This is a genomic window from Klebsiella sp. MS 92-3, from assembly GCF_000195655.1.
GTDB classification, from domain to species: domain Bacteria; phylum Pseudomonadota; class Gammaproteobacteria; order Enterobacterales; family Enterobacteriaceae; genus Klebsiella; species Klebsiella pneumoniae.
Genome location: NZ_GL882766.1, coordinates 1,535 through 26,678 on the forward strand (window position 1 = coordinate 1,535; position 25,144 = coordinate 26,678).

Annotated in this window: 21 protein-coding genes and 2 pseudogenes; 16 read left to right on the forward strand and 7 right to left on the reverse strand. The window is 52.6% G+C overall.

Annotated features, from left to right (window positions below; all coding sequences use genetic code 11):
- The coding region (locus tag HMPREF9538_RS20985) for a PfkB family carbohydrate kinase (protein ID WP_009484326.1) at positions 1-794 on the reverse strand (794 nt) is incomplete at its 3' end.
- A 26-nt stretch (positions 795-820) separates the two neighbouring features.
- On the opposite strand from HMPREF9538_RS20985, the gene HMPREF9538_RS0127100 reads away from it, so the two are divergent.
- Both HMPREF9538_RS0127100 and HMPREF9538_RS20980 read left to right on the forward strand, forming a co-directional pair.
- On the forward strand, positions 821-1,666 hold the full coding sequence (locus HMPREF9538_RS0127100; protein ID WP_004176161.1) for a BtpA/SgcQ family protein: 846 nt from the start codon (positions 821-823) through the stop codon (positions 1,664-1,666).
- On the forward strand, positions 1,666-2,310 hold the full coding sequence (locus HMPREF9538_RS20980; protein ID WP_004224859.1) for a TenA family protein: 645 nt from the start codon (positions 1,666-1,668) through the stop codon (positions 2,308-2,310). Before HMPREF9538_RS0127100 ends, HMPREF9538_RS20980 begins: the two co-directional genes overlap by 1 nt.
- Positions 2,311-2,362: 52 nt before the next feature.
- On the opposite strand, the gene HMPREF9538_RS20975 is transcribed toward HMPREF9538_RS20980, so the two are convergent.
- Positions 2,363-3,235 carry an alpha/beta fold hydrolase gene (locus HMPREF9538_RS20975; RefSeq protein ID WP_004151646.1) on the reverse strand — a complete coding sequence of 291 codons (873 nt, stop codon included), beginning with the start codon at positions 3,233-3,235 and terminating at the stop codon, positions 2,363-2,365.
- 453 nt (positions 3,236-3,688) lie between these two features.
- Between HMPREF9538_RS20975 and lysM the strand changes: the two genes are divergently transcribed.
- Positions 3,689-4,138: a peptidoglycan-binding protein LysM gene (lysM, locus tag HMPREF9538_RS20970; protein ID WP_004224855.1), complete on the forward strand. Its 450-nt coding sequence runs from the start codon at positions 3,689-3,691 to the stop codon at positions 4,136-4,138.
- Positions 4,139-4,271: 133 nt separating this feature from the next.
- On the opposite strand, the gene pgtP is transcribed toward lysM, so the two are convergent.
- Complete coding sequence (gene pgtP, locus HMPREF9538_RS20965; RefSeq protein ID WP_014599165.1) at positions 4,272-5,663, reverse strand: phosphoglycerate transporter PgtP; 1,392 nt, start codon at positions 5,661-5,663, stop codon at positions 4,272-4,274.
- A gap of 405 nt (positions 5,664-6,068) precedes the next feature.
- On the opposite strand from pgtP, the gene pgtC reads away from it, so the two are divergent.
- From pgtC to HMPREF9538_RS20945, 4 genes are all read left to right on the forward strand, one after another.
- Entirely contained in the window at positions 6,069-7,289 is a 1,221-nt protein-coding gene (gene pgtC / locus HMPREF9538_RS20960; RefSeq protein WP_020316908.1) for a phosphoglycerate transport regulator PgtC, read from the forward strand.
- 11 nt (positions 7,290-7,300) lie between these two features.
- Positions 7,301-9,295, forward strand: a complete 1,995-nt coding sequence (pgtB, locus tag HMPREF9538_RS20955) for a two-component system sensor histidine kinase PgtB (protein WP_020316906.1) — start codon at positions 7,301-7,303, stop codon at positions 9,293-9,295.
- Complete coding sequence (pgtA, locus tag HMPREF9538_RS20950; RefSeq protein ID WP_020316904.1) at positions 9,285-10,535, forward strand: two-component system response regulator PgtA; 1,251 nt, start codon at positions 9,285-9,287, stop codon at positions 10,533-10,535. Before pgtB ends, pgtA begins: the two co-directional genes overlap by 11 nt.
- 127 nt (positions 10,536-10,662) lie before the next feature.
- Positions 10,663-11,181 (forward strand): GrpB family protein, encoded by a 519-nt coding sequence (locus tag HMPREF9538_RS20945; protein ID WP_009484333.1) that lies wholly within the window; start codon positions 10,663-10,665, stop codon positions 11,179-11,181.
- 181 nt (positions 11,182-11,362) lie between these two features.
- On the opposite strand, the gene HMPREF9538_RS20940 is transcribed toward HMPREF9538_RS20945, so the two are convergent.
- Entirely contained in the window at positions 11,363-12,271 is a 909-nt protein-coding gene (locus tag HMPREF9538_RS20940; RefSeq protein ID WP_002904893.1) for a LysR family transcriptional regulator, read from the reverse strand.
- 216 nt (positions 12,272-12,487) lie between these two features.
- Between HMPREF9538_RS20940 and HMPREF9538_RS20935 the strand changes: the two genes are divergently transcribed.
- The 3 genes from HMPREF9538_RS20935 to HMPREF9538_RS20925 all read left to right on the forward strand — a co-directional run bounded on the left by HMPREF9538_RS20935 (position 12,488) and on the right by HMPREF9538_RS20925 (position 15,712).
- Entirely contained in the window at positions 12,488-13,474 is a 987-nt protein-coding gene (locus HMPREF9538_RS20935) for an aldo/keto reductase (RefSeq protein WP_009484334.1), read from the forward strand.
- Between the two features lie 46 nt (positions 13,475-13,520).
- Positions 13,521-14,702: an aldo/keto reductase gene (locus tag HMPREF9538_RS20930; protein WP_020316791.1), complete on the forward strand. Its 1,182-nt coding sequence runs from the start codon at positions 13,521-13,523 to the stop codon at positions 14,700-14,702.
- A 65-nt stretch (positions 14,703-14,767) separates the two neighbouring features.
- Positions 14,768-15,712, forward strand: a complete 945-nt coding sequence (locus tag HMPREF9538_RS20925) for an SMP-30/gluconolactonase/LRE family protein (RefSeq protein ID WP_009484336.1) — start codon at positions 14,768-14,770, stop codon at positions 15,710-15,712.
- Between the two features lie 51 nt (positions 15,713-15,763).
- Here HMPREF9538_RS20925 and HMPREF9538_RS20920 read toward each other — a convergent pair whose 3' ends face one another.
- On the reverse strand, positions 15,764-16,801 hold the full coding sequence (locus tag HMPREF9538_RS20920) for an aldo/keto reductase (protein ID WP_020316792.1): 1,038 nt from the start codon (positions 16,799-16,801) through the stop codon (positions 15,764-15,766).
- Positions 16,802-17,057: 256 nt separating this feature from the next.
- Between HMPREF9538_RS20920 and HMPREF9538_RS32110 the strand changes: the two genes are divergently transcribed.
- Together HMPREF9538_RS32110 and HMPREF9538_RS31425 are read left to right on the forward strand one after the other, a co-directional pair.
- Positions 17,058-17,186 carry a hypothetical protein gene (locus HMPREF9538_RS32110; RefSeq protein ID WP_009484338.1) on the forward strand — a complete coding sequence of 43 codons (129 nt, stop codon included), beginning with the start codon at positions 17,058-17,060 and terminating at the stop codon, positions 17,184-17,186.
- Between the two features lie 201 nt (positions 17,187-17,387).
- Positions 17,388-17,522: pseudogene (locus HMPREF9538_RS31425) on the forward strand (IS30 family transposase); the annotation flags it as partial.
- Between the two features lie 143 nt (positions 17,523-17,665).
- Here the strand turns inward: HMPREF9538_RS31425 and HMPREF9538_RS20910 are convergent.
- Positions 17,666-19,168, reverse strand: a complete 1,503-nt coding sequence (locus HMPREF9538_RS20910) for a PLP-dependent aminotransferase family protein (protein WP_009484339.1) — start codon at positions 19,166-19,168, stop codon at positions 17,666-17,668.
- Between the two features lie 53 nt (positions 19,169-19,221).
- Here HMPREF9538_RS20910 and HMPREF9538_RS20905 point away from each other — a divergent pair, with 53 nt between their 5' ends.
- The 4 genes from HMPREF9538_RS20905 (at position 19,222) to HMPREF9538_RS20890 (ending at position 23,810) form a co-directional block, all read left to right on the forward strand.
- Positions 19,222-20,187: a C4-dicarboxylate transporter gene (locus tag HMPREF9538_RS20905; RefSeq protein ID WP_099751912.1), complete on the forward strand. Its 966-nt coding sequence runs from the start codon at positions 19,222-19,224 to the stop codon at positions 20,185-20,187.
- Entirely contained in the window at positions 20,168-20,914 is a 747-nt protein-coding gene (locus HMPREF9538_RS20900; RefSeq protein WP_009484341.1) for a MurR/RpiR family transcriptional regulator, read from the forward strand. Before HMPREF9538_RS20905 ends, HMPREF9538_RS20900 begins: the two co-directional genes overlap by 20 nt.
- Positions 20,915-21,015: 101 nt before the next feature.
- On the forward strand, positions 21,016-22,353 hold the full coding sequence (locus HMPREF9538_RS20895) for a PTS transporter subunit EIIC (RefSeq protein ID WP_020316798.1): 1,338 nt from the start codon (positions 21,016-21,018) through the stop codon (positions 22,351-22,353).
- 14 nt (positions 22,354-22,367) lie between these two features.
- The gene (locus HMPREF9538_RS20890) at positions 22,368-23,810 is read left to right on the forward strand and encodes a glycoside hydrolase family 1 protein (protein WP_032412245.1); all 1,443 of its coding nucleotides are present in this window, start codon (positions 22,368-22,370) and stop codon (positions 23,808-23,810) included.
- A gap of 110 nt (positions 23,811-23,920) precedes the next feature.
- Here the strand turns inward: HMPREF9538_RS20890 and HMPREF9538_RS30985 are convergent.
- Positions 23,921-25,081 (reverse strand): annotated as a pseudogene (locus HMPREF9538_RS30985) (ISNCY family transposase); the annotation flags it as partial.
- Positions 25,082-25,144 lie beyond the last annotated feature (63 nt).

The window sequence follows — 25,144 nt, forward strand, 5'->3', positions numbered from 1 at the left end:
ACCGTAATGGCGGCAGCGCGACTGGCGTGCGCCAGCGCCAGCGCATCCGGCGCGACGCCGCGCAGCAGGGCGGAGGCCAACATGACGGCGAGGAACGTGTCGCCCGCGCCGGTAGTATCAAGCGCCTCGGCGGGCACGGCGGGACAAAACTGACGCTGGCCCTCCTGGACCAGCCAGGCGCCTGCGGCGCCCTGGGTAATCACTAAGGTTTTCACCCCGTATGGCTGGAGCAACTCGGCCTCGGATTCATTGACCACCGCGATGTCGATGAGGGGCCACAGATGGCAAAAGTCAGGATTGACAGGTGAGGGGTTGAATACCGTCGTCATGCCGCGGCTTCTGGCGTACTGGAACAGCGCCCGCGTTTTATCGAGGGAGAAATTGCCCTGCTGTAGCAGAATATCGCCAGCGACGGCATCCGCCATATGCGGAATCATTTCATCCAGGCTGAATGTATCGGCCGCCGCCGTAGTGGTAATGATGGCGTTGTCGCCATCAGCGCTATTTAAAATAATCGAGGTATCGCTATGTTGATTGAAATGGCCGTCGGGTAGTAGCGTCAGTGGTTCATTTTTTATCTGCTGGCGGATCCACGCGCCGTTGCTGTCATTTCCCGTGGCGGCAATTAAACGCGTCTCTATTCCGCAGCGGGATAATATAATCGCCTGGTTCGCGCCTTTACCGCCGATATCCTGCGACACTTTAACGCCGTGAATGGAGGTTCCTTTTTTCGGTATATCCGGAATGGACCAGGTTTCATCTACGGTAATATTACCAGTAACGTAAACACGCATAGTGTTCCCTTAACAGGATGGATAAGATGGTTGCTATCTCAGCAGAAAAAACGAATGCAATACAAGCTATTTTTTCACGAAGCAAGGCTGTTATTGGTGTTATTCATTGCGACCCATTTCCTGGCTCGCCAAAATATCGAGGAAAATCAGTCTCGGATATTGTTGAACGTGCGCTTCGCGATGCTGAAAATTATATTTCAGGCGGTGTTCATGGTCTGATTATTGAAAATCATGGCGATATTCCTTTCTCTAAACCTGAGGATATCGGCCATGAAACCTCAGCGCTGATGGCGGTCATTACCGAGAAAGTTCGTGAACGTTTTGCTGTGCCGCTGGGCATTAACGTTCTGGCTAACGCGGCGATCCCGGCAATGGCGATTGCCCTGGCGGGAGGCGCCGATTTCGTCCGCGTAAACCAGTGGGCCAACGCCTATATCGCCAACGAAGGATTTATAGAAGGGGCGGCCGCTAAGGCGCTGCGCTACCGCAGTATGCTGCGCGCTGAACATATTCGCGTTTTTGCCGATAGCCACGTTAAGCACGGTAGCCATGCCATTGTCGCCGATCGTTCGATTCAGGAACTGACGCGCGATGTCGATTTCTTCGAGGCTGACGCGGTGATCGCCACCGGCCAGCGTACGGGCGATAGCGCCACGATGGCGGAAATTGACGAGATCCGCGCGGCGACGGAACTACCGCTCCTGGTGGGCTCCGGGGTGACACCGGCTAACGTGAAGCAGATCCTCGGGCGGACTCAGGGGGTCATTGTGGCCAGTACAATGAAGGTCGATGGCGTCTGGTGGAACGATGTTGAGCTGGCCCGGGTGAAACATTTTATGTCGGTCGCGCAGGCCGCGCTGGAGGAAGCTTAATGGAAGCGTTTAGCGAACGCCTGCTGCGTGAACATCAACCGGCGTGGCAGGCGATGCAGCAGCACCCGTTTGTGACTGATATCGAACAGGATCGTCTGCCGACAGTCGTCTTCAACCGCTATCTGGTGTTTGAGGGCAACTTTGTCGCGACGGCAATCGCGATTTTTGCCCTCGGGGTCAGCAAAGCGCCGGGTATTCAACAGCAGCGCTGGCTGATTGGCGTGCTGAATGCCCTGGTTGATATACAGATCGCGTGGTTTGAACAGGTGTTGTCAGCGCGGCAGATCGATCCCGCTGAGTACCCGGATGATTTGCCCGGGGTACGGCGCTTTCGCGACGGTATGCTGCGGACCGCCCGCGAGGGCAGCTATGAGCAGATTGTGACCCTGATGTTCGGTGCGGAATGGATGTACTATTTTTGGTGCCGACGGGCGAGCGAACATTATCAGAGCGATGCTGATTTACGACGCTGGGTGGAAATGCACGCGGAGGACGAATTTTATCAGCAGGCTCTCTGGCTAAAAAACGAACTCGACCGCTGCGCCATGGCGCTGAGTGAAGACGAAAAGCAGGCGTTATCGGCGCTTTACGGCGAGGTGCTGCAGTGGGAAATTGATTTCCATCACGCGGCGTACGAGGAGTAGCCGCGAGGTGAAGAACAGGAGGCGCCGGAAGCGGCGTCTCCTGAAATATTGCTCAGGTCGTCCGCCTCTTATCCGGGCAATGTCTCTCCAGCCATTGTGCGACGAGGGGCCATAATTTCTCCGCATTCCGGGTACGAAAGAAGCCCATATGACCAATGGATGAAAGTCCGTAATCCGCCCGCCGTATTTCACGGCGTTCTATTTTTGCGTTTTGCGCTGGAGCAAGCAGGCGTGAGATGGCTTCTGTATTAGCCCAAGGGTCGTCATCAAAACCCAACACCAGAATAGGTAAGGTTATCTTTCCTGCCCGCTGACGCGCATCCCACTCCGGGTCGTCATAGAAATATTCAGGCATCGCGCTCCAGCGTCCCCACTGAAGCATCGCCGGAGCCGGTAAATCTTCACCCAGCCCGAGACGTCTGGCTGGCATATACCCAAAGAGCCGGCAAAGTGCCGGCCCCAAAACGCGCAGTAAGCACCATACTCGCAGCTTTTCCTTCGTTTGGCTGATAGTGCTTGTCACGCCTGCGTGTGAGGCAACCATGACGGCGGCTCGCAGGTCGGTGGAGGCGGAAGATAACAGCACGGCATGCCCGCCAATACTGTGCCCAATCGCCAGCAGGGTAAGGCCAGGGGCTCGGGCTTTCGCCCACGCGGTGATGCATCCGACGTCCTGCTCGATCCAGTCGGACATGGTGTTTTTGTTGTGACGGACTCTCCCGGACTTCGAAAGACCAGTGCCCCGGTAATCATAAGTAATGACACTAAACCCCCTTTTATAAAGGTATTCAGCGAATCCTTTATAAAATCCCTGTACAACGGCCGTCGCCGGGTGAACGATCACCAATGCTTTGGCTTTGTGTCTTTGCCAGAGCGTGGCGGCGACAAAGCCGCCCTGGCTTACGGGGATGATGACAGATTCCATGAGTCTCGCCTTGTGTGGTCATACCAGTTTAACCTGGATTTACTGTAGCTGCTGCGGCAGAAATCAGCGAATGTTTTTGAGACGATCTCAGTAAGAAAAACGTCCTGAAAGCATTGGCGACCAGAATCAGGAGCCCTCAGGCGGGGTGCCAACTCCCAGCCTGCCATTTAAGGTCCCATATCCTTTCACAATCAATCAGCCTCTGCGCCAGGTGCCTTGTGTTAGGGGGGATAATGTCCGCTTTAGTTTCGTGTCACCTTGCCGGAATACAGACTTTCCTGCCGTAGCGGGGCAAATATCCTGCACTTAGTCGCTTATTGATTATACTTTGATGGTGGCTTGTGCTGCTTCAGGCTGTTGACGCGAGGGCGGGTAGCAAAACCAGCCCCCTGACATTGGATCAACGGGTCCGATGATGATGTGATCATGTAACCGTCGTGGAGGTATGGAAAGATGGGATTATTAAATTTTGTGAAAGAAGCGGGCGAGAAAATATGGGACGCCGTCTCCGGCGACAGTAAAGAAGATCGGGCTGAAAAGCTGAAAAAACATATCGATGGACTTAATCTGCCTGGCGCCGAAAAGGTCAATATTGATGTTGCGGAAGATGGCACCGCAACGGTCACTGGTGATGTCGCTTCGCAGGAGGATAAGGAAAAAATTCTGGTAGCGGTCGGGAATGTCACTGGCGTAGGCCAGGTCAGTGACGGCGTTAAGGTGACGCAAAGCGGGGCGGAAAGTCGTTTTTACACGGTCAAATCCGGTGACACTCTGAGCGCAATCTCAAAAGCGATGTATGGCTCGGCCAATGATTATCAACGTATTTTTGAAGCCAATAAACCGATGCTGACCCATCCCGACAAAATCTATCCGGGTCAGGTGCTGATTATCCCGGCGAAGTAGGCCACTCAGCAGCAACATCAGTGATGGCAGGAATACTTGCTTTATACCGCTGTCGGAAGCCGCCGCGGACATCTATTCCTCTCTCAACGACAAAAGAGCCAGCTTGCTGGCTCTTTTACCGGGGGTCAGGCGCTTACTGTGCGTCAGCCAGTGCCAGCCGGGCCTCTTCCTGCTCGGTGTTTTTACGCTGTTGCTCAAGTTCCAGCGCGCCGCGATGAGAGAGGTAGCAGAAGAGTATGCAGCAGACGATCCCGCCCATCAGCAGATAGAACCCGCCGTGCCAGCCCATTTTATCGACCATTACGCCGAACAGGCTGGTGCCTAACGATGCGCCAAAGATATAGCTCATAAATCCGCGCAGACCCACGGCTGAACCGACGGCAAAGCTGGGGACGATTTCCATGGTCTGGACCGAGGCCAGAAACTGCGGGACATAAATAAGGCAGCCCACAATCGCCGCGAATACCGTGACCATCAGTAGCGATTCGCTTTTCCAGTAGCCAATCAGACAGATGAAGATTAGCGTCATACAGATTATAGCTAACGGCATCCGGCGCCCTTTAAACAGCTTGTCGGAGAGCCAGCCGGCCAGCAGAGTAGACGGAATTGCCGCCCACTCAAAAAACAGGAATGCGACGCTCATTTGTTCTTTGGAAAAATGTTTCACCGTCAGCAGGTAAATTGGCAGCCAGCTGATCATGCCGAAACGCACCATATAGACAAACACATCCACAAAGGAGACATACCAGGCGTTTTTGTTACGCAGTACGTAGGTACAGAAGATCTGAAATGCGCTCATGTTCTCCGGCGCTTTCTGGCCGTGTTTGGTCTTCAGCACCACTTTCTCTTCCGGCATCATCTCTGCCAGCGAAGGCAGACCTTCCTCTCGCGGCGAACCCTTACCCAGCACCAGTACGCTAATGGCGAATACCACCGCCACGCAGGCCGGTACAATGTAGCTGGCGCTCTGCCAGTGCTCGGTGCCGAGAATGGCGAATGCGGCGCCGACGATCGGGGCGACAATTCCGCCGCCGACGTTATGGGAAATGTTCCAGAACGCCCCTACGCGGCCACGCTCACGGCGCGGGAACCAGTTCGCAATAGTAATAAAAGAGGGGCCGACCCCCATACCCTGAAACAGGCCGTTCAGGACAACCAGCGCAGCGAAGACCCAGAATGCGGTACTGAATCCTAATCCGACGTTGACGATGGCGCACAGCACCAGGCCACAGGCCATAAAGACTTTCGGGCTGGCTTTATCCGCGAGGCTGCTCATTACGCCTTTACTGATCCCGTAGGCGATGAGCATACAGCTGCTGAGCAAACCGATCTGCGTGGCGCTGAGGTCTAACTGTTCTTTCAGATAGGGCGTGGATAAGGTGAAGTTATTGCGCACGATATAGTACGCCAGGTATCCCAGAAATACGCTTAGCAGCGCCTGCATACGGTATCGACCATAGGTTGCCTGAATTTTCTCAGCAGGAACTTTATTCGCCGACGGGCCTTTTTTTAATAATGATAACATGTCGTCACCTGTATTTATATTGATATGAACATCAGGAGTAATTACCCCGAAGGGTGAAATAAGCGGCTAAAAAATTCAAATCGTCGAAATGAGTCAAAATTGACTCAAAATAATGCAGGGACGGGTTGTTTTTGACCCCTCTGGCATGAGCGAGATTTTGCGCAATTAATTTTGCGCTGATTTTATGTCCGGCTTGTGCGGACACTAACAAATTGCCTAATCATTATCTGGTAATCTTTCCCGATATTCCCGGACGCCCGTTTGACTATTTTTCCGCTCGCGGCGATTAATTCACCAGATGTCATAAACGGGTAAGTTTTGTCTCAACGCGGTTTTTACGGTATTTCAATATTTATGAACGGGATCACAAACATATTTCTTCGTGGGGTCGGGATAATGAGCAAAATGTTCGCGCTGCTGCTGCTGAGCGCATGGCTGAGACCCTGTGCGGCGCAAGGCAATGAGCTGGTGATGGCGACGACATTTTCTCCCAGCGCCACCGTGTGGATTATCGATCGCTGGCAGCAAGAGCCGGGGTCGGTGATGATAAGGACGCTCAACCGCACCAGCGCCTCGCTGGAACAGTTGCTTGATACGGCAAATGCCGAAAATGTCGATCTGATCCTGACTTCGTCACCGATGCTGCTGCAGCATCTTCAGGAGCATCAAAAACTGGCGCCGTTCAGCGGTGCGCCGGCAGTCAGCCAACATCTGGTGCCGGAATCCATTCGCTCCACCTCCGTGGCCGTGGCGATCTCCGGGTTCGGTTTGCTGATGAATCGCTCGGCACTGATGACCCGGCATCTGCCTGCGCCAGTGGACTGGGATGACCTGACCGATCCACGTTATCAGGGGGCGCTGCTGATGAGCAGTCCGTCGCGTTCGGATACCAACCATCTGATGGTGGAGTCGCTGCTGCAACAAAAAGGCTGGATTAAAGGATGGGAAACGCTGTTGACGACGGCGGGAAACCTCGTGACCATTTCATCCCGCAGCTTTGGGGTGGCAGATAAGATTAAAAGCGGCCTGGGCGTGGCTGGTCCGGTGATTGATAATTACGCCAATCTGCTGCTGAACGATCCGCACCTGGCTTTTACCTATTTCCCTCAGTCGGCGGTTTCGCCGACCTATGTCGCAGTGCTTAAAAACAGCCAGCACGCCAGCGAAGCGCGGCGGTTTGTTCGCTATCTGTTAAGTCCGGAGGGCCAGACGATCCTCGCCGACGCTAATACCGGGAAGTATCCGGTAACACCGCTGGCGCCAGGCAATCCACGGGCGGCGCAGCAGGCGATGCTGATGAATCAACCGCCATTAAACTATCGATTGATCCTCAAACGTCAGCGTTTGGTTCAGCGGATGTTTGATACGGCGATTAGCTTTCGTCTTGCCCAGCTCAAAGACGCCTGGCGAGCGCTGCATAGCGCGGAGGTCCGTCTTAAGCGTCCGCTGCCCGAGATACGGGCGCTGCTCACCCGTGTCCCGGTGGATCCGGCCAGCAGCGAGGATGAAGCCTGGCTGGCTCAGTTCGACAACAAAAGTTTTGCGGAACAGCAGATGATGGAGTGGCAGCTCTGGTTTCTCAACAACCAGCGGCAGGCGATTACTAAACTGGAAGAACTGAAATGACGGACAGGTCCATGCTGCAACGCCTGCGGCAAATCAGTATCAGTAGCAGTCTGCGCGGGGCATTTCTGACGGGGGCGCTGCTTACGCTGATTGTCAGCAGCGTAAGCCTCTATTCCTGGCATGAACAAAGTTCGCAGATCCGCTATTCGCTGGATGAGTATTTTCCGCGCATCCATGCGGCGTTTCTGATTGAAGGGAATCTCAACCTGGTGGTCGATCAGCTCAATGAATTTCTGCTGGCGCCAAATACCACGGTACGACTGCAGCTGCGCAACCAGATTATCCAGCATCTGGACAAAATAGAACGGCTAAGTCAGGGGTTGTCGCCGGCAGAACGCCAGCAGTTGGGGGTGATATTGCAGGACAGCCGCGCGCTGCTGGCGGAACTGGATCGCGTGCTCTACAACATGTTTCTGGTTCGTGAAAAGGTGGGAGAGCTTGCGGCGCGGATCGACTGGCTGCACGATGATTTCACCACCGAGCTGAATTCGCTGGTGCAGGATTTTACCTGGCAACAGGGAACGCTGCTCGATCAGATTGAAGCCCGACAGGGGGATGCGAGGCAGTATCTGAAACGCGCCCGGGAAGTGCAGAACGAACAGCAGCAGGTCTATACCCTGGCTCGTATTGAAAATCAGATCGTTGACGACCTGCGCGACAGGCTCAATGAACTGAAATCCGGGAATGATGACGGCATGCTGGTGGAGACGCATATCCGCTATCTTGAAAACCTGAAAAAAACGGCGGATGAAAATATCCGTGCGCTGGATGACTGGCCGAGCACCATTACCCTGCGACAAACGATTGATGAGCTGCTGGAAATTGGCATGGTGAAAAATAATATGCCGGATACCATGCGCGACTATGTTAGCGCGCAAAAAGCGCTCGTGGAAGCCAGCCGGTCCAGAGAAGCGACGCTGGGGCGCTTCAGAACGCTGCTGGAAGCCCAGCTTGGCAGCAGTCACCAGCAGATGCAGATGTTTAATCAGCGTATGGCGCAGATTGTCCGGGTCAGCGGCGGGTTAATCCTGGTGGCGACCTTGCTGGCGCTGCTGCTGGCATGGGGGCTAAACCATTATTTTATTCGCTCGCGGCTGGTGAAACGCTTTACCGCGCTGAATCAGGCGGTGGTGCAGATTGGTCTGGGCCGGACCGAGGCGACCATTCCGGTTTACGGGCGCGACGAGCTGGGACGTATTGCCGGTTTGCTTCGTCATACCCTGGGTCAGCTTAATGCGCAAAAACAGCAGCTGGAACAGGAGATTGGCGAGCGAAAAGCGATTGAGGCCGATCTGCGCGCCACGCAGGACGAGCTGATCCAGACCGCTAAACTGGCGGTGGTGGGGCAGACGATGACCACCCTGGCGCATGAGATTAATCAGCCGCTGAACGCGCTGTCGATGTATCTTTTTACGGCGGGAAGGGCGATCGAACAGGGACAGGCGGAGCAGGCGCGGACGACGTTAAGCAAAGCAGAAGGGCTGATCAACCGCATTGACGCGATTATCCGCTCCCTGCGCCAGTTTACCCGCCGCGCAGAACTGGAAACGCCGCTGCATCCGGTCGATTTGCGTCAGACGTTTACCGTGGCGTGGGAACTGCTGGCGATGCGTCATAAGCCTCAGCAGGGGACGCTGGTGATACCGGATGACACTGTCTGGATCCTGGGGGACGAAGTGCGCGTCCATCAGGTGCTGGTGAACGTGCTGTCCAATGCCCTCGACGCCTGCCCGCACGCCGCGCAAATCACCGTGAGCTGGCAAATCCAGAGCGGAAGGCTGTGCGTGTTGATTGCCGATAACGGCCCTGGCTGGCCTGCGGCCTTACTCCCTTCGCTGTTAAAGCCGTTCACTACCAGTAAAACCGTGGGGCTCGGAATAGGGCTTTCGATATGTGTTTCGCTGATGACGCAAATGGAAGGGGCGTTGCGCCTGGCGTCGACCTTTACACGCAGTGCCTGCGTGGTGCTGGAATTCAATTTGACGGATGTAAAAGATGTTGAGTAATAACTGTTCGATTCTGCTGATTGACGATGATGCCGATGTGCTGGATGCCTATACGCAGCTGCTTGAGCAAGCGGGGTATCATGTCAGTGCCTGTAATAATCCGTTTGATGCGCGGGAGCAGGTGCCGAAGGACTGGCCCGGCATCGTTTTAAGCGATGTCTGCATGCCCGGCTGCTCCGGTATCGATTTAATGACGTTGTTTCATCAGGATGACGATCTGCTGCCGATTCTGTTTATCACCGGTCACGGCGATGTGCCGATGGCGGTGGAGGCGGTGAAAAAAGGGGCCTGGGATTTCCTGCAAAAGCCGATCGATCCGGGCAAACTGCTCACGCTGGTGGACGCCGCGCTGCGTCAGAGGCAATCGGTTATCGCCCGTCGCCAGTATTGTCAGCAAAAATTACAGGTTGAGCTTATTGGCCGCAGCCAATGGACGGTTCGGTATCGCCAGCGCCTTCAGCAGCTGGCAGAAACGGATATTGCGGTATGGCTTTACGGCGAGCCGGGAACCGGCCGCATGACCGGCGCGCGTTACCTGCACCAGTTAGGACGGCACGCTGAAGGTCCGTTTATCGCCTGCGAGCTGACTCCGGCTAACGCCCATACGCTTAATGAACTGATCGCCCAGGCCCAGGGCGGGACGCTGGTCTTAAGTCACCCCGAGCATCTGACTCACGAGCAACAGCATCAGCTGGTACAGCTGCAGAGTCATGAGAAGCGGCCTTTTCGCCTGATTGGTATCGGTAGCGCTTCGCTGGTGGAGTTGGCCGCCAGCAGCCAGATAGTGGCGGAACTCTATTACTGCTTCGCGATGACGCAAATTGGCTGCCAGCCTCTGTCAAAGCGACCTGATGATATCGAGCCGCTGTTTCATCACTATTTGCAAAAAACCTGTCAACGGCTGAATCATCCCGTCCCGGAGGTGGATGCTGGTCTGTTGAAGGGGATGATGCGCCGGGTGTGGCCAAATAACGTTCGCGAACTGGCGAACGCCGCCGAGCTGTTTGCAGTAGGGGTATTACCACTCGCAGAAACGGTTAATCCGCTGATGCACATCGGCGAGCCGACGCCGCTGGATCAGCGGGTTGAGGACGTCGAACGGCAGATCATCACCGAAGCGCTGAATATCCACCAGGGACGTATTAATGAGGTGGCGGAGTATCTGCTGATACCGCGTAAAAAACTTTATCTCAGAATGAAGAAGTATGGTCTGAATAAAGAGCACTACAAAGGGGTTTAGGGCATCTTGTCAGACGATGGTTGAAAATTATGAGGACAGATACAGATTATAAATGCCTTCAAGTCAGCAGAGGTGATTTATGTTATTGTGACTGCTTAAATTTCCTTAAAAGGTGTGACTGTTGAACATGCGAATATTGACTGTAGTTGATTATGATGAGATGTGGCCGGCTTTATTTGAGAGCGAACGTACTCTGTTGCAGATGACGCTTGGTAAAGTGATATCCCGGATTCATCATATTGGTAGCACCTCGGTGCCTGGATTATCAGCTAAGCCAGTAATAGATATATTAATCGAAGTTGCTAATCTTGAAGAACTGGACAACCTGAATCAGGCAATGGAGGGTGTAGGATATACTGTGCGTGGTGAAAACGGCATTTTAAATCGTAGGTACTTTACAAAAGGTGGAAATCAGCGTAGTCATCATATCCATGCGTTTGCCACCGGGGATGCTCAAATCATAAAACACCTGGCATTCCGTGATTACCTTATTAAACACAATGACGTAGCCATTCAGTACGCTTTAATGAAAAAAAGCGCGATGTTATTATGTGAAAATGACAGCCACCGATACAGCATTTATAAAGCGGATTTCATTCAGAAACATCTTCGTATGGCGCTTATTGATGCGGGTCACCTGGGCTAGCCTTCAAATAAACTACAACCCATGTTTTTTTTGTAATTTTTCACAGCGTTACCTCTTGTTTCTCCATTATTAGCAAACAGCACGCCTTGCAGACTCCCTGCGGCTTCCTGCAACTGAGCATTCTGAATAAGCGACGGGGCGATAAAGCCGATAACGCATCGTTCAGTATGGAGGCACTATTTCACAACCCCAGCGGCCTGGCCTCCTGTATGAACTCAATCAGAAGGCGAAGCCCGGTCGGCAATTGCCGGCGGCTTGAATAATAGATATGAAAACCTTCCTCTAGTGGGGACCATTCCGTAAGCACCAGACGGAGCCGTCCATCCTTGACATAGGGTGCAACAAGAGGCTCCGGAAAATACATCAGGCCAGCCCCGCCCAATACGGCCACCAGACCCGTTTCGGCATGATTGACCGTCACTGAGCCTGGCACTGTCATTTGGTATGTTTCGCCGTCTCGCGCAAGTTCCCAGCGATAAACCCGATCGTCACCGAGACGATTGCTGATGCAGCGATGGTGTAATAAATCATCCGGATGTTCAGGCGTTCCGTAGCGTTCCAGGTAATCAGGGGAGGCCGCGATAACCCAGCGAATATCGGCAGATAAACGCCGGGCAACCATGTCCTCCGGGACGGTGCCACCATAGCGGATGCCGGCATCGAAGCCCGCATCAGTCACGTCAACCATACGGTTGCTGGCCACAATATCGATTTCAATATCGGGATAGCGATCCATAAAAGCGGGCATGACCGGCGCAAGCAAAAGATTTGCCGCTTCAACGGCTGCATTGATGCGGATACGTCCGGTAGGGGTATTGCGATACCGGTTAAGCGATTCAAGCGCGCCTTCTATGGTATCGAAAGGCTGAAGAACAGACTGAACCAGTTCCTCACCAGCTGCCGTAGGGGTGACGCTCTTGGTCGTGCGATTAAGCAGGCGAACTCCGAGCCGGGTTTCCAGTCCCTTCAGGGCATGACTCAGCGCTGATGCACTGACGCCTAATTCAATTGCCGCACGGCTGAAGCTGCGATGACGTGCAATCGCCATGAAATAAATAAGATCGGCAACATCAGCTCTGCTTATTTGCATACAGAATAGTTTTCCTTATGCGGCGTTAAAACCCGAATGCGTTGATGAAGAAATGATATACACCTTAGACCGATTAGGGCTAATCCATTGCTGAATTTTTTTCACAAGTCCATTCATGCACGTCCACTCACTGTACACGTTGTGCTTCGTTATTCTTGAAAATCATGCGCTCTGGCTGGTAGGCCAGGGCGGAACACTCATCTAACGGAGCCGTTTATGAACTATACGCATCTTGGCCGCACCGGCCTGAAAGTCAGCCGCCTTTGTCTCGGAACCATGAATTTTGGTGACGTCACCGACGAGAAGACCAGCGCCCGCATTCTGGATGAGGCGCTTGAGGCGGGTATCAATTTCATTGATACAGCAGACGTGTATGGCACTGAACAATCTCCCGATATCCAGCAAGGCTCGGGGCTGTCCGAGGAAATTATTGGTCGCTGGCTTCAGCAGGGTGGCCGCCGTGAACGCATCGTTCTGGCGACAAAAGTCTATCAGCCTATGGGAGCGGGCCCGAACGATCGCCGGCTTTCTGCTTACCATATTCGCAAAGCCTGCGAGGACAGTTTGCGACGGCTTAAGACCGACCATATTGACGTCTATCAGATGCATCACATCGATCGTCATACGCCGTGGGAAGAGATCTGGCAGGCCATGGAACTGCTTGTTCAGCAGGGAAAGGTTCTTTATATCGGTAGCAGCAATTTCGCGGGCTGGGACATTGCGACTGCGCAGTCAGTCGCCACGGTCCGTCATTTCCTGGGCCTGGTCGCCGAGCAAAGTCTTTACAATCTGACTGCCCGAACTGTTGAGCTGGAGCTCATTCCCGCATGCCGTCATTTTGGCCTGGGGCTGATTCCCTGGAGCCCGCTTGCCGGAGGGTTGCTTGGCGGCGTACTGAAAAAGATGGCAAGCGGGCGCCGTGCCAGGCCCGCGTTTGCCCGTCTAATCGAACAGTATCGTCCGCAGCTGGAAGCCTATGAAGGATTATGTGAGGACCTCGGCGAAACCCCCTCCGATGTGGCCCTGGCGTGGCTCCTGCAGAATCCTGTCGTTACCGCTCCACTGATTGGGCCTCGTACGGTCGAACAACTCCAGCAGGCGCTTCACGCAACGACAGTCACGCTATCAGACGACACCATGAGCTGTCTCGACGAAATCTGGCCCGGCCCCGGGGGAGAAGCGCCCCAGGCTTATGCCTGGTAATGACCAAATTAATGAATCCTTTCTTCGTTATAGGGAGTTCCAGTTTATGAGCAAGATGATGCATGACCAGCCTTCTGCTGCCGTACCCGCTTCCCGGGACCGGCGCAATTTTCTGATCGCCGGCGCCGGTCTGGCTTTGGCCGCAACCACCCTTGGCAGGAGCGGCGCCGTGATGGCGAAACCGGCTGGTCAGGACATGCCGAACGCCCCTTCGGATGCTGCTCCCGTCCGGAAGGAAACCTTAACCACGCGTAAACTCGGCTCGCTGGAGGTGTCCAGCATGGGACTCGGGTGCCTGCCGATGGTGGGTTATTACGGCGGAGGTCCGCGCGATCGTAAAGCCATGGTTTCGCTTATCCGGGCAGCCTTCGAACAAGGTATCACGTTCTTTGATACTGCCGAGGTCTACGGCCCCCATCTCAGTGAAGAATTTGTCGGGGAAGCACTGGCCCCTGTTCGCGATCGTGTGGTGATTGCCACCAAGTTCGGCTTCGGCGTGGAGGAGGGGAAGCCCACTTCCCTTAACAGCCATCCTGACCATATCCGCCGCGCCGTAGAAGGCTCGCTAAAGCGTCTGAAAACGGACCACATCGATCTTCTCTATCAGCATCGCCCCGATCCGAATGTGCCGATCGAGGATGTGGCGGAAACCGTGAAGGCGTTGATCCAGGAGGGTAAAGTGAAACACTGGGGACTGTCGGAAGCGAGTGCCAGGACAATTCGCCGCGCACATGCGGTACTCCCTGTGACTGCGGTGCAGAGTGAGTATGCCATGTGGTGGCGGGAACCAGAGACGCGAATATTTCCAACGCTCGAAGAGCTGGGTATCGGTTTCGTACCTTACTGCCCGACTGCCCGCAGCTTCCTCGCCGGAGCAGTCAATCCAAGCCAGCGGTTCGACAGCACCGATCGGCGGCATAACCTGCCACGCTTCCAGCCCGATGCCCTGGCCAAAAACATGGTGCTGCTTGAATTCGCGCAGTCGTGGGCCCGTCGCAAAAACACCACTCCGGTTCAGTTCGCGCTGGCCTGGGTAATGGCCCAGCGGCCCTGGATTGTCCCTATCCCGGGTACGACGCAATATCCGCACCTGATAGAAAACAGCGGCGCACCGCAAGTCCGGTTGACGGACAGCGAGCTACGCGAAATCGATGCGGCGCTTGCCAAAATCCCATTGCAGGGCGGTCGCGCCGATCCGTTTACCGAAAGTCAGTTTGATAAAAGTTAATACCTGCTGTCACAGGGAGACTGCAGGTGAAGTCTCCCTCTGTATTATTGCCGGGGATAAACCACATGAATGGACTAAATCATAACGCGCTTACATGCAGTGCCGTCCCCATACCGCCCTGGGAGCGTCCTCTCCAGACCGTGGAGGCCCAGCCGTACTTCAACGTTTCACAGGCGTCGCTCGTGCTCGAAGGGATCGTGTTCGATCGGAACAATAACCTGCTGTTTGTTGATGTGGCGACGGGGCGCGTGTTTAAGCTAACCCCGGAGCGGCAGCTTTCCATTGTCCTTAAGGAGAATTCATTCGGTGCTTCCGGCCTGGCGGTACACAAAGATGGACGGATCTTTATCGCCTCGGTGGGCGATATGCAGCGAGGTTCTGTTCGGGCTATCGAACCCAACGGCACCCGTGAGCAGATGATTGTTGCCCCTGATACTGGATTTCTTGTCAACGATCTGGTCTTTGATAATCAGGGCGGATTTTATTTCACTGACAGCCGGGGAAATTCAGCCGATCCACAGGGTGGGGTGTTCTACGTTAGTCCCAATGTCGGGTCAATTCATGCCATCCTGCCTGGACTCGCGGTCGGGAACGGCATAGCGATTGACCCCGCCGGCTCTCAGATATGGGCCACAGAACACGCTAAAAACAGGCTTCATCGCGTAAGACTGTCAGACGCCACCACGGTCGCCCCGTTTGGTTCAGTTGTTACCTATCAGTTCACCGGGCCGGCGCCAGACGGGGCCCGTGTCGACAGCGAAGGCAATGTATATGTGGCCATCTCAGGCCAGGGCCGCGTCATGGTCTTCAACCGCAACGGACTGCCTATTGGGCAAATTGTGCTGCCTGACCGCGACAAAGGCCGTAACCTTAAATCGACAAGCCTGGCGATCCGCCCCGGGCATCGCGAGTTGTTTATTGTCGCTAACAGCGGGACCGAACCCGGTGGAGCGATGATTTTTCGATCGGGCGCATTCGCGCCGGCACCGTTTCCCTTTTCACATCAGTGACCGGGAATGAGTGGTCTGGGAGACCCGGCAACGCCGGGCCAGGGCAGGGTGTTAATAGTTCTGGATCGCTGAAGGCGGCGTGAGGGAAGGCGGCGTATCCGGAAGCGGGGGAATGATCCCGTCAACGGGGTGCGGCAGATAGCGAACTTCCAGTTCCGTGATTTCGGCATCGCTAAGTGAAAAGTCCAGCGCGCTGATAGCCGTGGAAAGATGTTCTGGTTTCGTTGCGCCAATGATCGGTGCTGTGATGACGGATTTTGATAACAGCCAGGCAATTGCAACATGAGCTCTTGGCACCGCGTGCTTTTCGGCAATGCTGGCAACAACATCAATCACGGGCTTATCCAGAAGGGCTGCGTTCTCATACATTTTTAACGCAAAGGCATCGTTTTGCGTTCGTCGGGACGTGACACTCCAGTCGCGCGTGAGCCTGCCGCGTGCCATCGGACTCCAGGGGATCACCCCAACGCCCTGGTCTTCACACAGGGGCAGCATCTCGCGCTCTTCTTCCCGGTAAAGCAGGTTGTATTGCGGTTGCATCGTGATAAATCGGGTCCAACCGTTACGCTCAGCGGTATGCTGCATTTTTGCAAAGCGCCAGGCTTCCATAGAAGATGCGCCGATATAACGTGCTTTTCCTGCTTTAACGACGTCATGCAGAGCCTCCATGGTCTCTTCAACAGGCGTGGAGTAGTCAAAGCGATGAATCTGAAAGAGATCCACATAATCCATGCCTAAGCGCATCAGGCTATCGTCAATAGACTGAAAAATGGCCTTGCGGGAAAGAAACCCGGTATTGGGTGAGTTGCGCCACGGAAAGAAGGTCTTTGTCGCTACAACGATCTCGTCGCGTCTGGCCATCTCTCTCAGCGCTTTTCCTGTAATTTCTTCTGAACTACCGTCCGAGTAGGTATTCGCGGTATCAAAAAAATTAATGCCGGCTTCAAGCGCCTGACGAATGAGCGGTCGTGACGCCTTTTCATCCAGGGACCAGGGTTGAGGCAAACGTTCAGGTTCGCCATAACTCATACAACCGAGACAAAGACGGGAGACTTTCAACCCGCTACGACCCAGATTCACATACTTCATTCGGTGTTCCTTCTTTTATTGCCAGCAATTATGTATGTGACAGGGTATTGCACTGGTATGAAGGGAACCAGCATGCGCCATTGAATGGTGTTATGAGTTTTTTTCACAAGTAGACAACATTCTCATACGCCAGCCTAGGTCCAAAGTCGGTATAGCGTTCGCGGATAATATTGAGTGCGTACCGGGCAAGACCATCAGGCAGCTGGTTATTGCTGGGTTATCCACGACGGCGGTTAGGCATACTCAGTGGGCCTGATTGATTGTAACGCTAGAGAAGGCGTCAGCACTGGCGATCGGGAATACCCAGGCGCTGCGCGGCCATCTGAGTGGTCAGACGCTGGTCGACAACGTCATGAATGATTTTGAGTCGGTTGACTTCATCTAAAGTAAAAATGCCGCTGCATGATCCGTCATCAGAATCCTTTGATGGGGAACTTAGTCCAGGCCAGATGTTACAACTTAACTGCTACAACATTTGTCAAAGCTAAGTTCAGATGTCCGGGACAGGGCAAAGTTAAAATGTCCGCTTAGTACTGTGCGTTTAACGGGTCGATGCACGCTCTCCTTAATCAAGGGGGACGTTGCCATGAAACGAAAAACGCGCATTACGAAAACGATTATTTGGGACAGATATAAGCAAGTTGATGCCCTACATGATATCGCCAGAATGTTCGACAGATATCATTCTTCTATCTTGCCCACTTTCCGCCAGACTTGTGGATAACACCTCAACTCAGGTGACCAAATTCATTAAACCACTACAGACAGTGGCCACAATGACATAGTGAATGTTACCGGTGTCACTCTGGTAACAAGGAAGATCATAGGATCGTTGATGAAACGTCAAATAGTCATACCGCGAAATCAGATCCTGTCGAGGCCTGAATACAGTGCGTGACTCAGCCTTTCAAGAACCGTCTCGCATTCATTCACATCAGTATTCGCGAACCCTAATACGATAAAATCAGACGTCGCGGCAGTATCTAACGTGTAGTTTCCTGTATCAGCAACCTGAATATTGTTTCCGGAAAGCCAGTCATAAACCCAGATGGCTTTTTCAGGCTCGCTGAATTTGACGTAAAGTTGCAGGCCACCTGGCGGGACGCTGAACTGTGCGTCCGGCAGGTATTTCCGTACCAGAGCCACCATATCATCTCGTTTATGCCGGTATACCGTTCGCATTCTTCGCAAATGTCTCGCATATGTTCCACTTTTCAGCAATTCAGCTACCCATTGTTGCACAAGCCCGCTTGTACCGCGTGACAGACTCCAGTGTAGAGCAGCCATCTGTTGTATTAGATGGCTGTCTGCAACCAGATATCCGAGCCGAACGTTATTGAAAAGTACTTTGGAAAAGGTACCCATATATACGACCTGTTCTGAGGCTGCGGTTGAACGGAGGGCAGGGCGGGGAACTTTGTCGAAGTAAAATTCACTGTCGTAATCGTCTTCCAACAGAAGCACCTTTTTCTGACTTGCCAAATGAATTATTTCGCTTCGTCTGCTATCCGACAACGTGATACATTGCGGAAAATGATGTTCAGGCATCAGATAAAGAATATCCTTCGCCGTTGGCCGAAAGTCGGATAGATCGATTCCCTCAGGATCCATCCTGTGTGACTGTAGATTGTAGCCGAAACGCGAAAAATTACGGGCAAACTCCAGGTAGCCCGGCTCGCCAAAATGAAAACATGTTCTCTCCTGGCGTACCGTCATGGCCAGAAGCAGACTTCCATACTGTGAACCGGGGACAATCAGCACTTCCTGGGGGGTGGCTGAGATGCCCCGAGAAGGAAGGATTTGGTCGCAGATTAGTTGACGTAGCTCCAGATTCCCGGCGCTCTCGCCAAACTGATTAAGCCTGTCAGGATAACGCAGCACGCGGTTGAAAGCCTGCCGGAACTCACTGACCGGAAGATGGGCCGTGCTGGCATGGCTGGGAAGCAGGGATAAGCCCCCGGGAAGAAATTTATCGCTCGCGTAGGCGATCGGGGAGGGGGCAGCCGCAACCGGACCAGGCGGTGACGCATCCGGCTTTTCCCGGTAAATCACCATCGTTCCTCTTCCCGTATGGCTGTGACAGTACTCTTTCACGCAAAGCGCTTCATAAGCCCGGACAACGCTTCCCCGGGATACCCTCAGCTGGCGGGCCAGTTCCCGCGAGGGGGGTAAGTACTCACCATAATTCAGTCGGCCTTTGATGATCTGCCAGCTGATCTGCTGCTCAATCTGATGGTAAAGCGGAAGAGCCGTCGCGCTGCGGCTGAGGTGAATTTCAATCACACAAACCCCTGTGGTCCAATTATTTACCTGAATTGGACCTTTAAACAGTAATGGCACAGGACCAATATAGCGGAAATTTAGCATGCATCTGTCCTGGGCGCAGTAATTTTGCCCGGAAATTAAAAGTGAGATATACGGTGTCCGAAAAATTTCAAACTGTCAGCTTCGATCTCTATTCCTCGGTGATGGGGATAACCGGCCTGGGCCTGGTATGGCGGGCCGCAGCAAAAACCTACGACGTGTCCGCGTTGCCTGGTGAAGTATTCCTTGCGACAGGATTAGCGGTATTTTTAGTACTGACCGGTATCCAACTTCTGCGGCTGGTTTTTTGCCGTCAGATTATCCTTGCAGAATGGCATTCACGTGCCAGTAAGAACTTTTTTTGTGCTGCCACAATTTCAGGTTTTCTGCTCGCAATGGGACTGCTACCTTACAGTATCCTGCTGGCGAAGGTGCTCTGGATAGCGGCCGTCGCCGCCCAGATTTTTTTCCTCACGTGTACATTCCGCCGCTGGCTTATCGATCAGCTCGATACGCATGAAATCAGCCCGGTATGGCTTATACCTATGGTGGGCAACGCCTCTCCGGCTTTCGCGGGCGTGGATTTGGGGTTTCCGGGCCTCAGTAAGATGCTGCTGTTTTCAGCTCTGCTCTGCTGGGCGCTTTTTATGCCGCTTATCCTCTGGCGTATCGTGTTTGTTCGTCCTGTTACCCCGCAGAAGGCCATGCCCGGCCTGGCTATTATGGTTTCAGCGCCTGCGGTCATCGCCGTCGGACTGTACTGTATTTATGGCGGTATGAATGACGTAATTGAATTCATGGCCTGGACCGCACTTTTCTTTGCCATTATGCTCATCAGCCTGTGGCGAAGAATGATCCCGGATACGTTTGGGCGGATCTGGTGGGGATTTACCTTCCCGTCAACGGCACTGGCATCTGCCCTTATAAGGGTTGACGCGGCATCCATGACCACACTGAACCACACGCTTGCACTGGCGGCACTGACATTCGCGACCTTTGTAGTATGCTCCATTATTGTTATGACCGTCAGGCAATCACTGTTAACTCTGTGTTGGGGCAGGCATGCAAAACACTCCGGATAGCGTATTTTACAGTCCTCTTTATGTGAGAGTATCTGAATATCTTTTTTATGCCGGTAAGCGAAACGTCTTTACCGCCATTGCGATGGCGGTAATTGCTAAAATCGAAGAATTTCCGTATGTGAAAATCGAAGAGCTGGCGTCGTACTGTAATACGACGCCTTCGAGCATCACCAAATTCGTCAGGGAACTGGGATACGGCTCGTTCCAGGAATTAAAAAATGACATAGCTCCCTATCGGTTGACGCATCAGGGTATAAAAGGAATGACTGAAAAAGAGGTCATCGAGGAAATATATAAATATATACCTTATGAAGAGTGCAGAAAAATGGCAGAGGTCATTAATAACAGTCGTTCCGTCATTATTCTGTCTAACTCATTTCTTTTCAATATTGCAAATGTCATGAGGGAAAGCATCAGCAGCAGCAATCGGAAGGTTTATCTGGTCGAGCGTTCAAACAACGAACTGATAAAAACCATCCTTCGGAAGGTGGACTGCGTTTTTATTCTTACCCTGACAGGACAATGGATAAACTCATGCCAGTATATAAATAACGTGTCTGAAAAATCCCAATTATGCCTTATTTCAGGAAGCGTACCGGCTATCCTGAAAAACAAACCAATTCATACTATCGAACTTAATAATTACCCTCAAATGTTATACGCAAACTATTTTTCGCATAAATACCTTGAAAGTATTGTTTTTAATATCGTACAGAGCGTGATTTAGCTCACAAAATTATTTTCCAAAACAGGAAAATGATACTTTTTGATTTACAGCCTGTTCACGGATATTTTCTGGTTATACCCTACATCAAGAGAGTCCCGCAAATGTCTGAACAACAGCAGATATTGTCTATCATTGACAATTTAGGTGGCCGTGAAAATATTAAGGATTATTACCACTGCGCTACGCGCTTACGTTTTAATCTCTTCGATTATGACAAGATTAACAAGGATGCCCTTAAAGCGAACCCGCTGGTCCTCTCAGTCGTGCAGGCCAGCGGACAGTGCCAGCTCATTATCGGCAACAAGGTAGGGGCAGTATACAGTGCCCTGCATGGCGTGCTTGAAACCGGTGGTCAGAACAGCGCGCCGTCTTCTTCCGGGACGGCAGCAAACCGGGAATCCTTCATCAGCCGTATCTTCGCATTCATTTCAGGCAGCTTCCTGCCTTTGATCGGTATTCTCGCCGCCGCAGGTCTGCTGCGTGCCTTCACCACGTTGTTACTGAGCCTGCCTTCTCTGGCAGGAAACAGTACGCTAACCCTGCTGTCATTTATCGCTAATGTGCCGTTTTATTTCATGCCAGTGCTGCTTGGTTTTACCATCGCCAGGAAGCTTAAATCCAGTGAGCTAACAGGCGCGATAATCGGCGCGTCATTACTGTATCCCGAATTTACCAGTCTGGCAGGGCAGACGCTGAATATCATCGGCCTGCCGCTTGTGGTTATGGAATACGGTTACAGCATCTTTCCGGTATTCTTTGCCGTACCGGTTGCTGCCGCGCTGGAGCGCTTCCTGAAGGTCAGGTTGTGGGATTCAGTACAGCTGTTTATGGTGCCGTTGTTATGCGTCGTGATTGTGGTTCCGCTCACCATGTTTTTACTTGGTCCCTTCGGCAAGTACCTCGGCGATTATCTGGCATCAGCCATCGTTTACATCATTGGCGTGAACAGTCTTGTGGCCGGGATGATCATCGGGGCAGCCTATTCCTTTATCGTTCTGTTCGGGCTGCACTGGGCTATTATTCCGGTAGTCTTTTCAAACATTGCCCATGGCGGTGATCCTATCTATGCCATTGGCGGTATGTCAGCCATCGCTCAGATGGGCGTGGCTCTGGGGATCCTCATCAGAACGCGTGATACAGGCACACGACAACTTGCCAGCAGTGCCTTCTTCCCTTCATTAATCAGCGGTGTGACTGAGCCTATCTTATACGGCCTCATCATCCCTAACCGCCGCACGATTTATTACATCATTATTGCCGGTGCGGTCGGCGGAGGAATTGTGGGGGGCTATAACATCACGATTAATAACCTTGTTTTTGCGAGTCTGCTTTCCATCCCGACCGCAAGTAACATGCTGATCTACAGCGTGGGTCTATTCGCCACTTTAATTACTGGCGCAGTTTTACCGGTTATTTTTGGTTACAAGAGCCGGTTTTAAAAATGGGAGAGAACATGAGTAACGAAACACTGAATTTTCCTGAGAACTTCCTCTGGGGCGGCGCTATCGCGGCCAACCAGGCTGAGGGGGCCTGGAATCTTGATGGTAAAGGTATCAGCGTTGCCGATATCAATGAATATGTTTTCAATGAAGACATGCGCAAGATGTATAATATCGAGCTCACCCGGGACTATGCTGTTCAGGCACAGGATGATAAAGACGGCGTGTTTCCTAAAAGAACGGGTATCGATTTTTACCACACCTTCCGTGAAGATCTGGCGCTACTTAAGGCCGCCGGTCTGAAGACCTTCCGTACCTCAATCAGCTGGGCGCGTATTTTTCCTGACGGGGATAACAAGGCACCTAACGAAGCGGGCCTGAAATTTTACGATGAGCTGATAGACGAAATAATCAAAAATGGCATGGAGCCGATGATTACGCTCGCCCATTATGAGATGCCCCTGAACCTCGCGCTGAAATATAATGGCTGGAAGAACCGTCAGTTAATCGATTTTTATTTTAACTTTGCCCGCACTTGCCTCGATCGCTATCACGATCGCGTTAAGTACTGGATCCCTTTTAACCAGATTAACCTCATTCGCTACGAGTCCTTCAATCATCTGGGCATTTTCGAGGACGAAGGCACCTATCTGGAACAGGATAAATATCAGGGCGTTCACCACGAACTGGTGGCTTCGGCTATGGTAAAAAAATATGCAGCCTCCCTGGGCGGAGATATTAAGATCGGCATGATGCTGTATACCGATTTTGCCTACCCTGAAACGACAAGTCCGGAAGACAACTTTGCCACATGGCAGAAAAACCAGTATGAAATCTACTTCGCGGATGTGCTTCTGCGTGGTGAATATCCCGGCTATATCAAACGGTTCTTCAAAGAGAAAAACATCGTTCTCAGCATCACGGATGAGGATAAAGCTCTCCTGAAGAATACGGCAGATTTCATGACGTTTTCTTATTACACAACCTATGTCAGCAATGCTGAAATTGCGCATCAGTTCAGGGGAAATAACAAGCGTAACCCGCTGTTATCGCAAACCCCCTGGGGCTGGGCAATTGATCCGGTAGGGCTTCGTTATGTACTGAACTTCTTCTGGGATCGGTGGCAAAAGCCCATCATGATCACCGAGAACGGCATTGGCTGCTTTGATGAGCTAGTTAACGAGACCGTAGAGGATGATTACCGTATAGCCTTCTTCAGGGATCATATCCGCTCTGTCGGTGAAGCCATTGCCGATGGCGTGGAGGTGCTGGGCTACTACATGTGGTCTCCGCTCGACATTATCAGCTGCTCGTCAAACCAGATGTCAAAACGTTATGGTCTGGTTTACGTCAATCTTGACGATCTGGGGCGTGGTGACGGCAGGCGTTTCTGCAAGAAAAGCTACTACTGGTATCAGAAACTCATTGCGACCAACGGTAAATCACTCGAGGAATAATGTACCAGGGCTGCACTGAGGACTTCACATTCTCTGACGCAGCCCTTCATTTATAACGATTATCAGGGCATGCAGATGCATAGACGCTGATGTTTCTTCAGCATTTTAAAGTAGGGAAGAACAGCGTCATTAAGGCGGAGTTCTTTATGACCATCCGGGTAGTGCCAGACCTCGATATATTTCCCGATAGCCCTGCGGCTTAACTCATTATATTCAATCAGATAAAGCACTTTGTCATACTGCACCGTCAGGGATTTTGAAACACGGCGCGGTTCCCGCCATGTGAAAAACGCTGCCAGGTCATCGTCAGTTTCAAGTGGCCGGTGAACATCAAAGTCATGCCGGGGCGCTTTCGCAAAGCGCCGGTTGTAATCAGCCATAAACTCATCAGCAAAATCATTGGCTGCATCCACAGAAGAAATTCCCTTGAGACGGAGCTCCTTTACCAGGCGATCCAGAAGCGTCAGATGGGCACGTTCCACGCGGCCTTTGGCTGAGCTGGTATTGGCGCAGATAGTCTGGATATTCAGCTCATGCATCGCACGGCCAAACTGGGTATAGCCGTCACCACCGGTTGCGTTTTTATTGTTGATTCTGAAGACGCTGGCTTTGTCACTGTACAATGCCAGTGGTTTGCCATGCTTTTCCAGATAGCCCCTGGTGGCCTCAAAATAGGTGAAGGTCAATTCCGATTTCACAAATCGAAGCTGCATCAGACGGCTTGTTGCATCATCGGTGTAGACCAGTGCGGTACAGGCGGGCGCAAGGTTTTCGAACCAGTGATGGTCGCAGCCAACAATCTGGATCAGTTCGCCGCAGCAAGCCCGGCGATAACGTGGCTACTGAATTTTCGGCGCACGTTGTTTGCGAGGGAGCCAGCGACCGGCTTTGACCATGAGTGAACGGACAATCTCTTTGGACAGGTGAACATCGTGCAGTTCTGCGAGATTCTCACACGCCAGCGTCGGCCCAAAGTCGGTATAGCGCTCGCGGATAATACTGAGCGCGTACTGTGCAAGGCCATCAGGCAGCTGGTTATTGCTGGGTTTTTCACGACGGCGGTTAGCCATACCAGGCGGGCCAGATTCATGGTAACGCAACAAAAGGCGTCGGCACTGGCGGTCGGAAATACCCAGACGCTGCGCGGCCATCGGAGTAGTCAGCCGCCGGTCAACAACGTCTTGAATGATTTTGAGTCGGTTGACTTCATCTAAAGTAAAAATGCCGCTGCATGATCCGTCATCAGAATCCTTTGATGGGGACTTATCCATGCCCAGACGTCACAACTTAACTAGTACGACATTTGTCAAGGCTCAATTGAAATGTCCGTTATC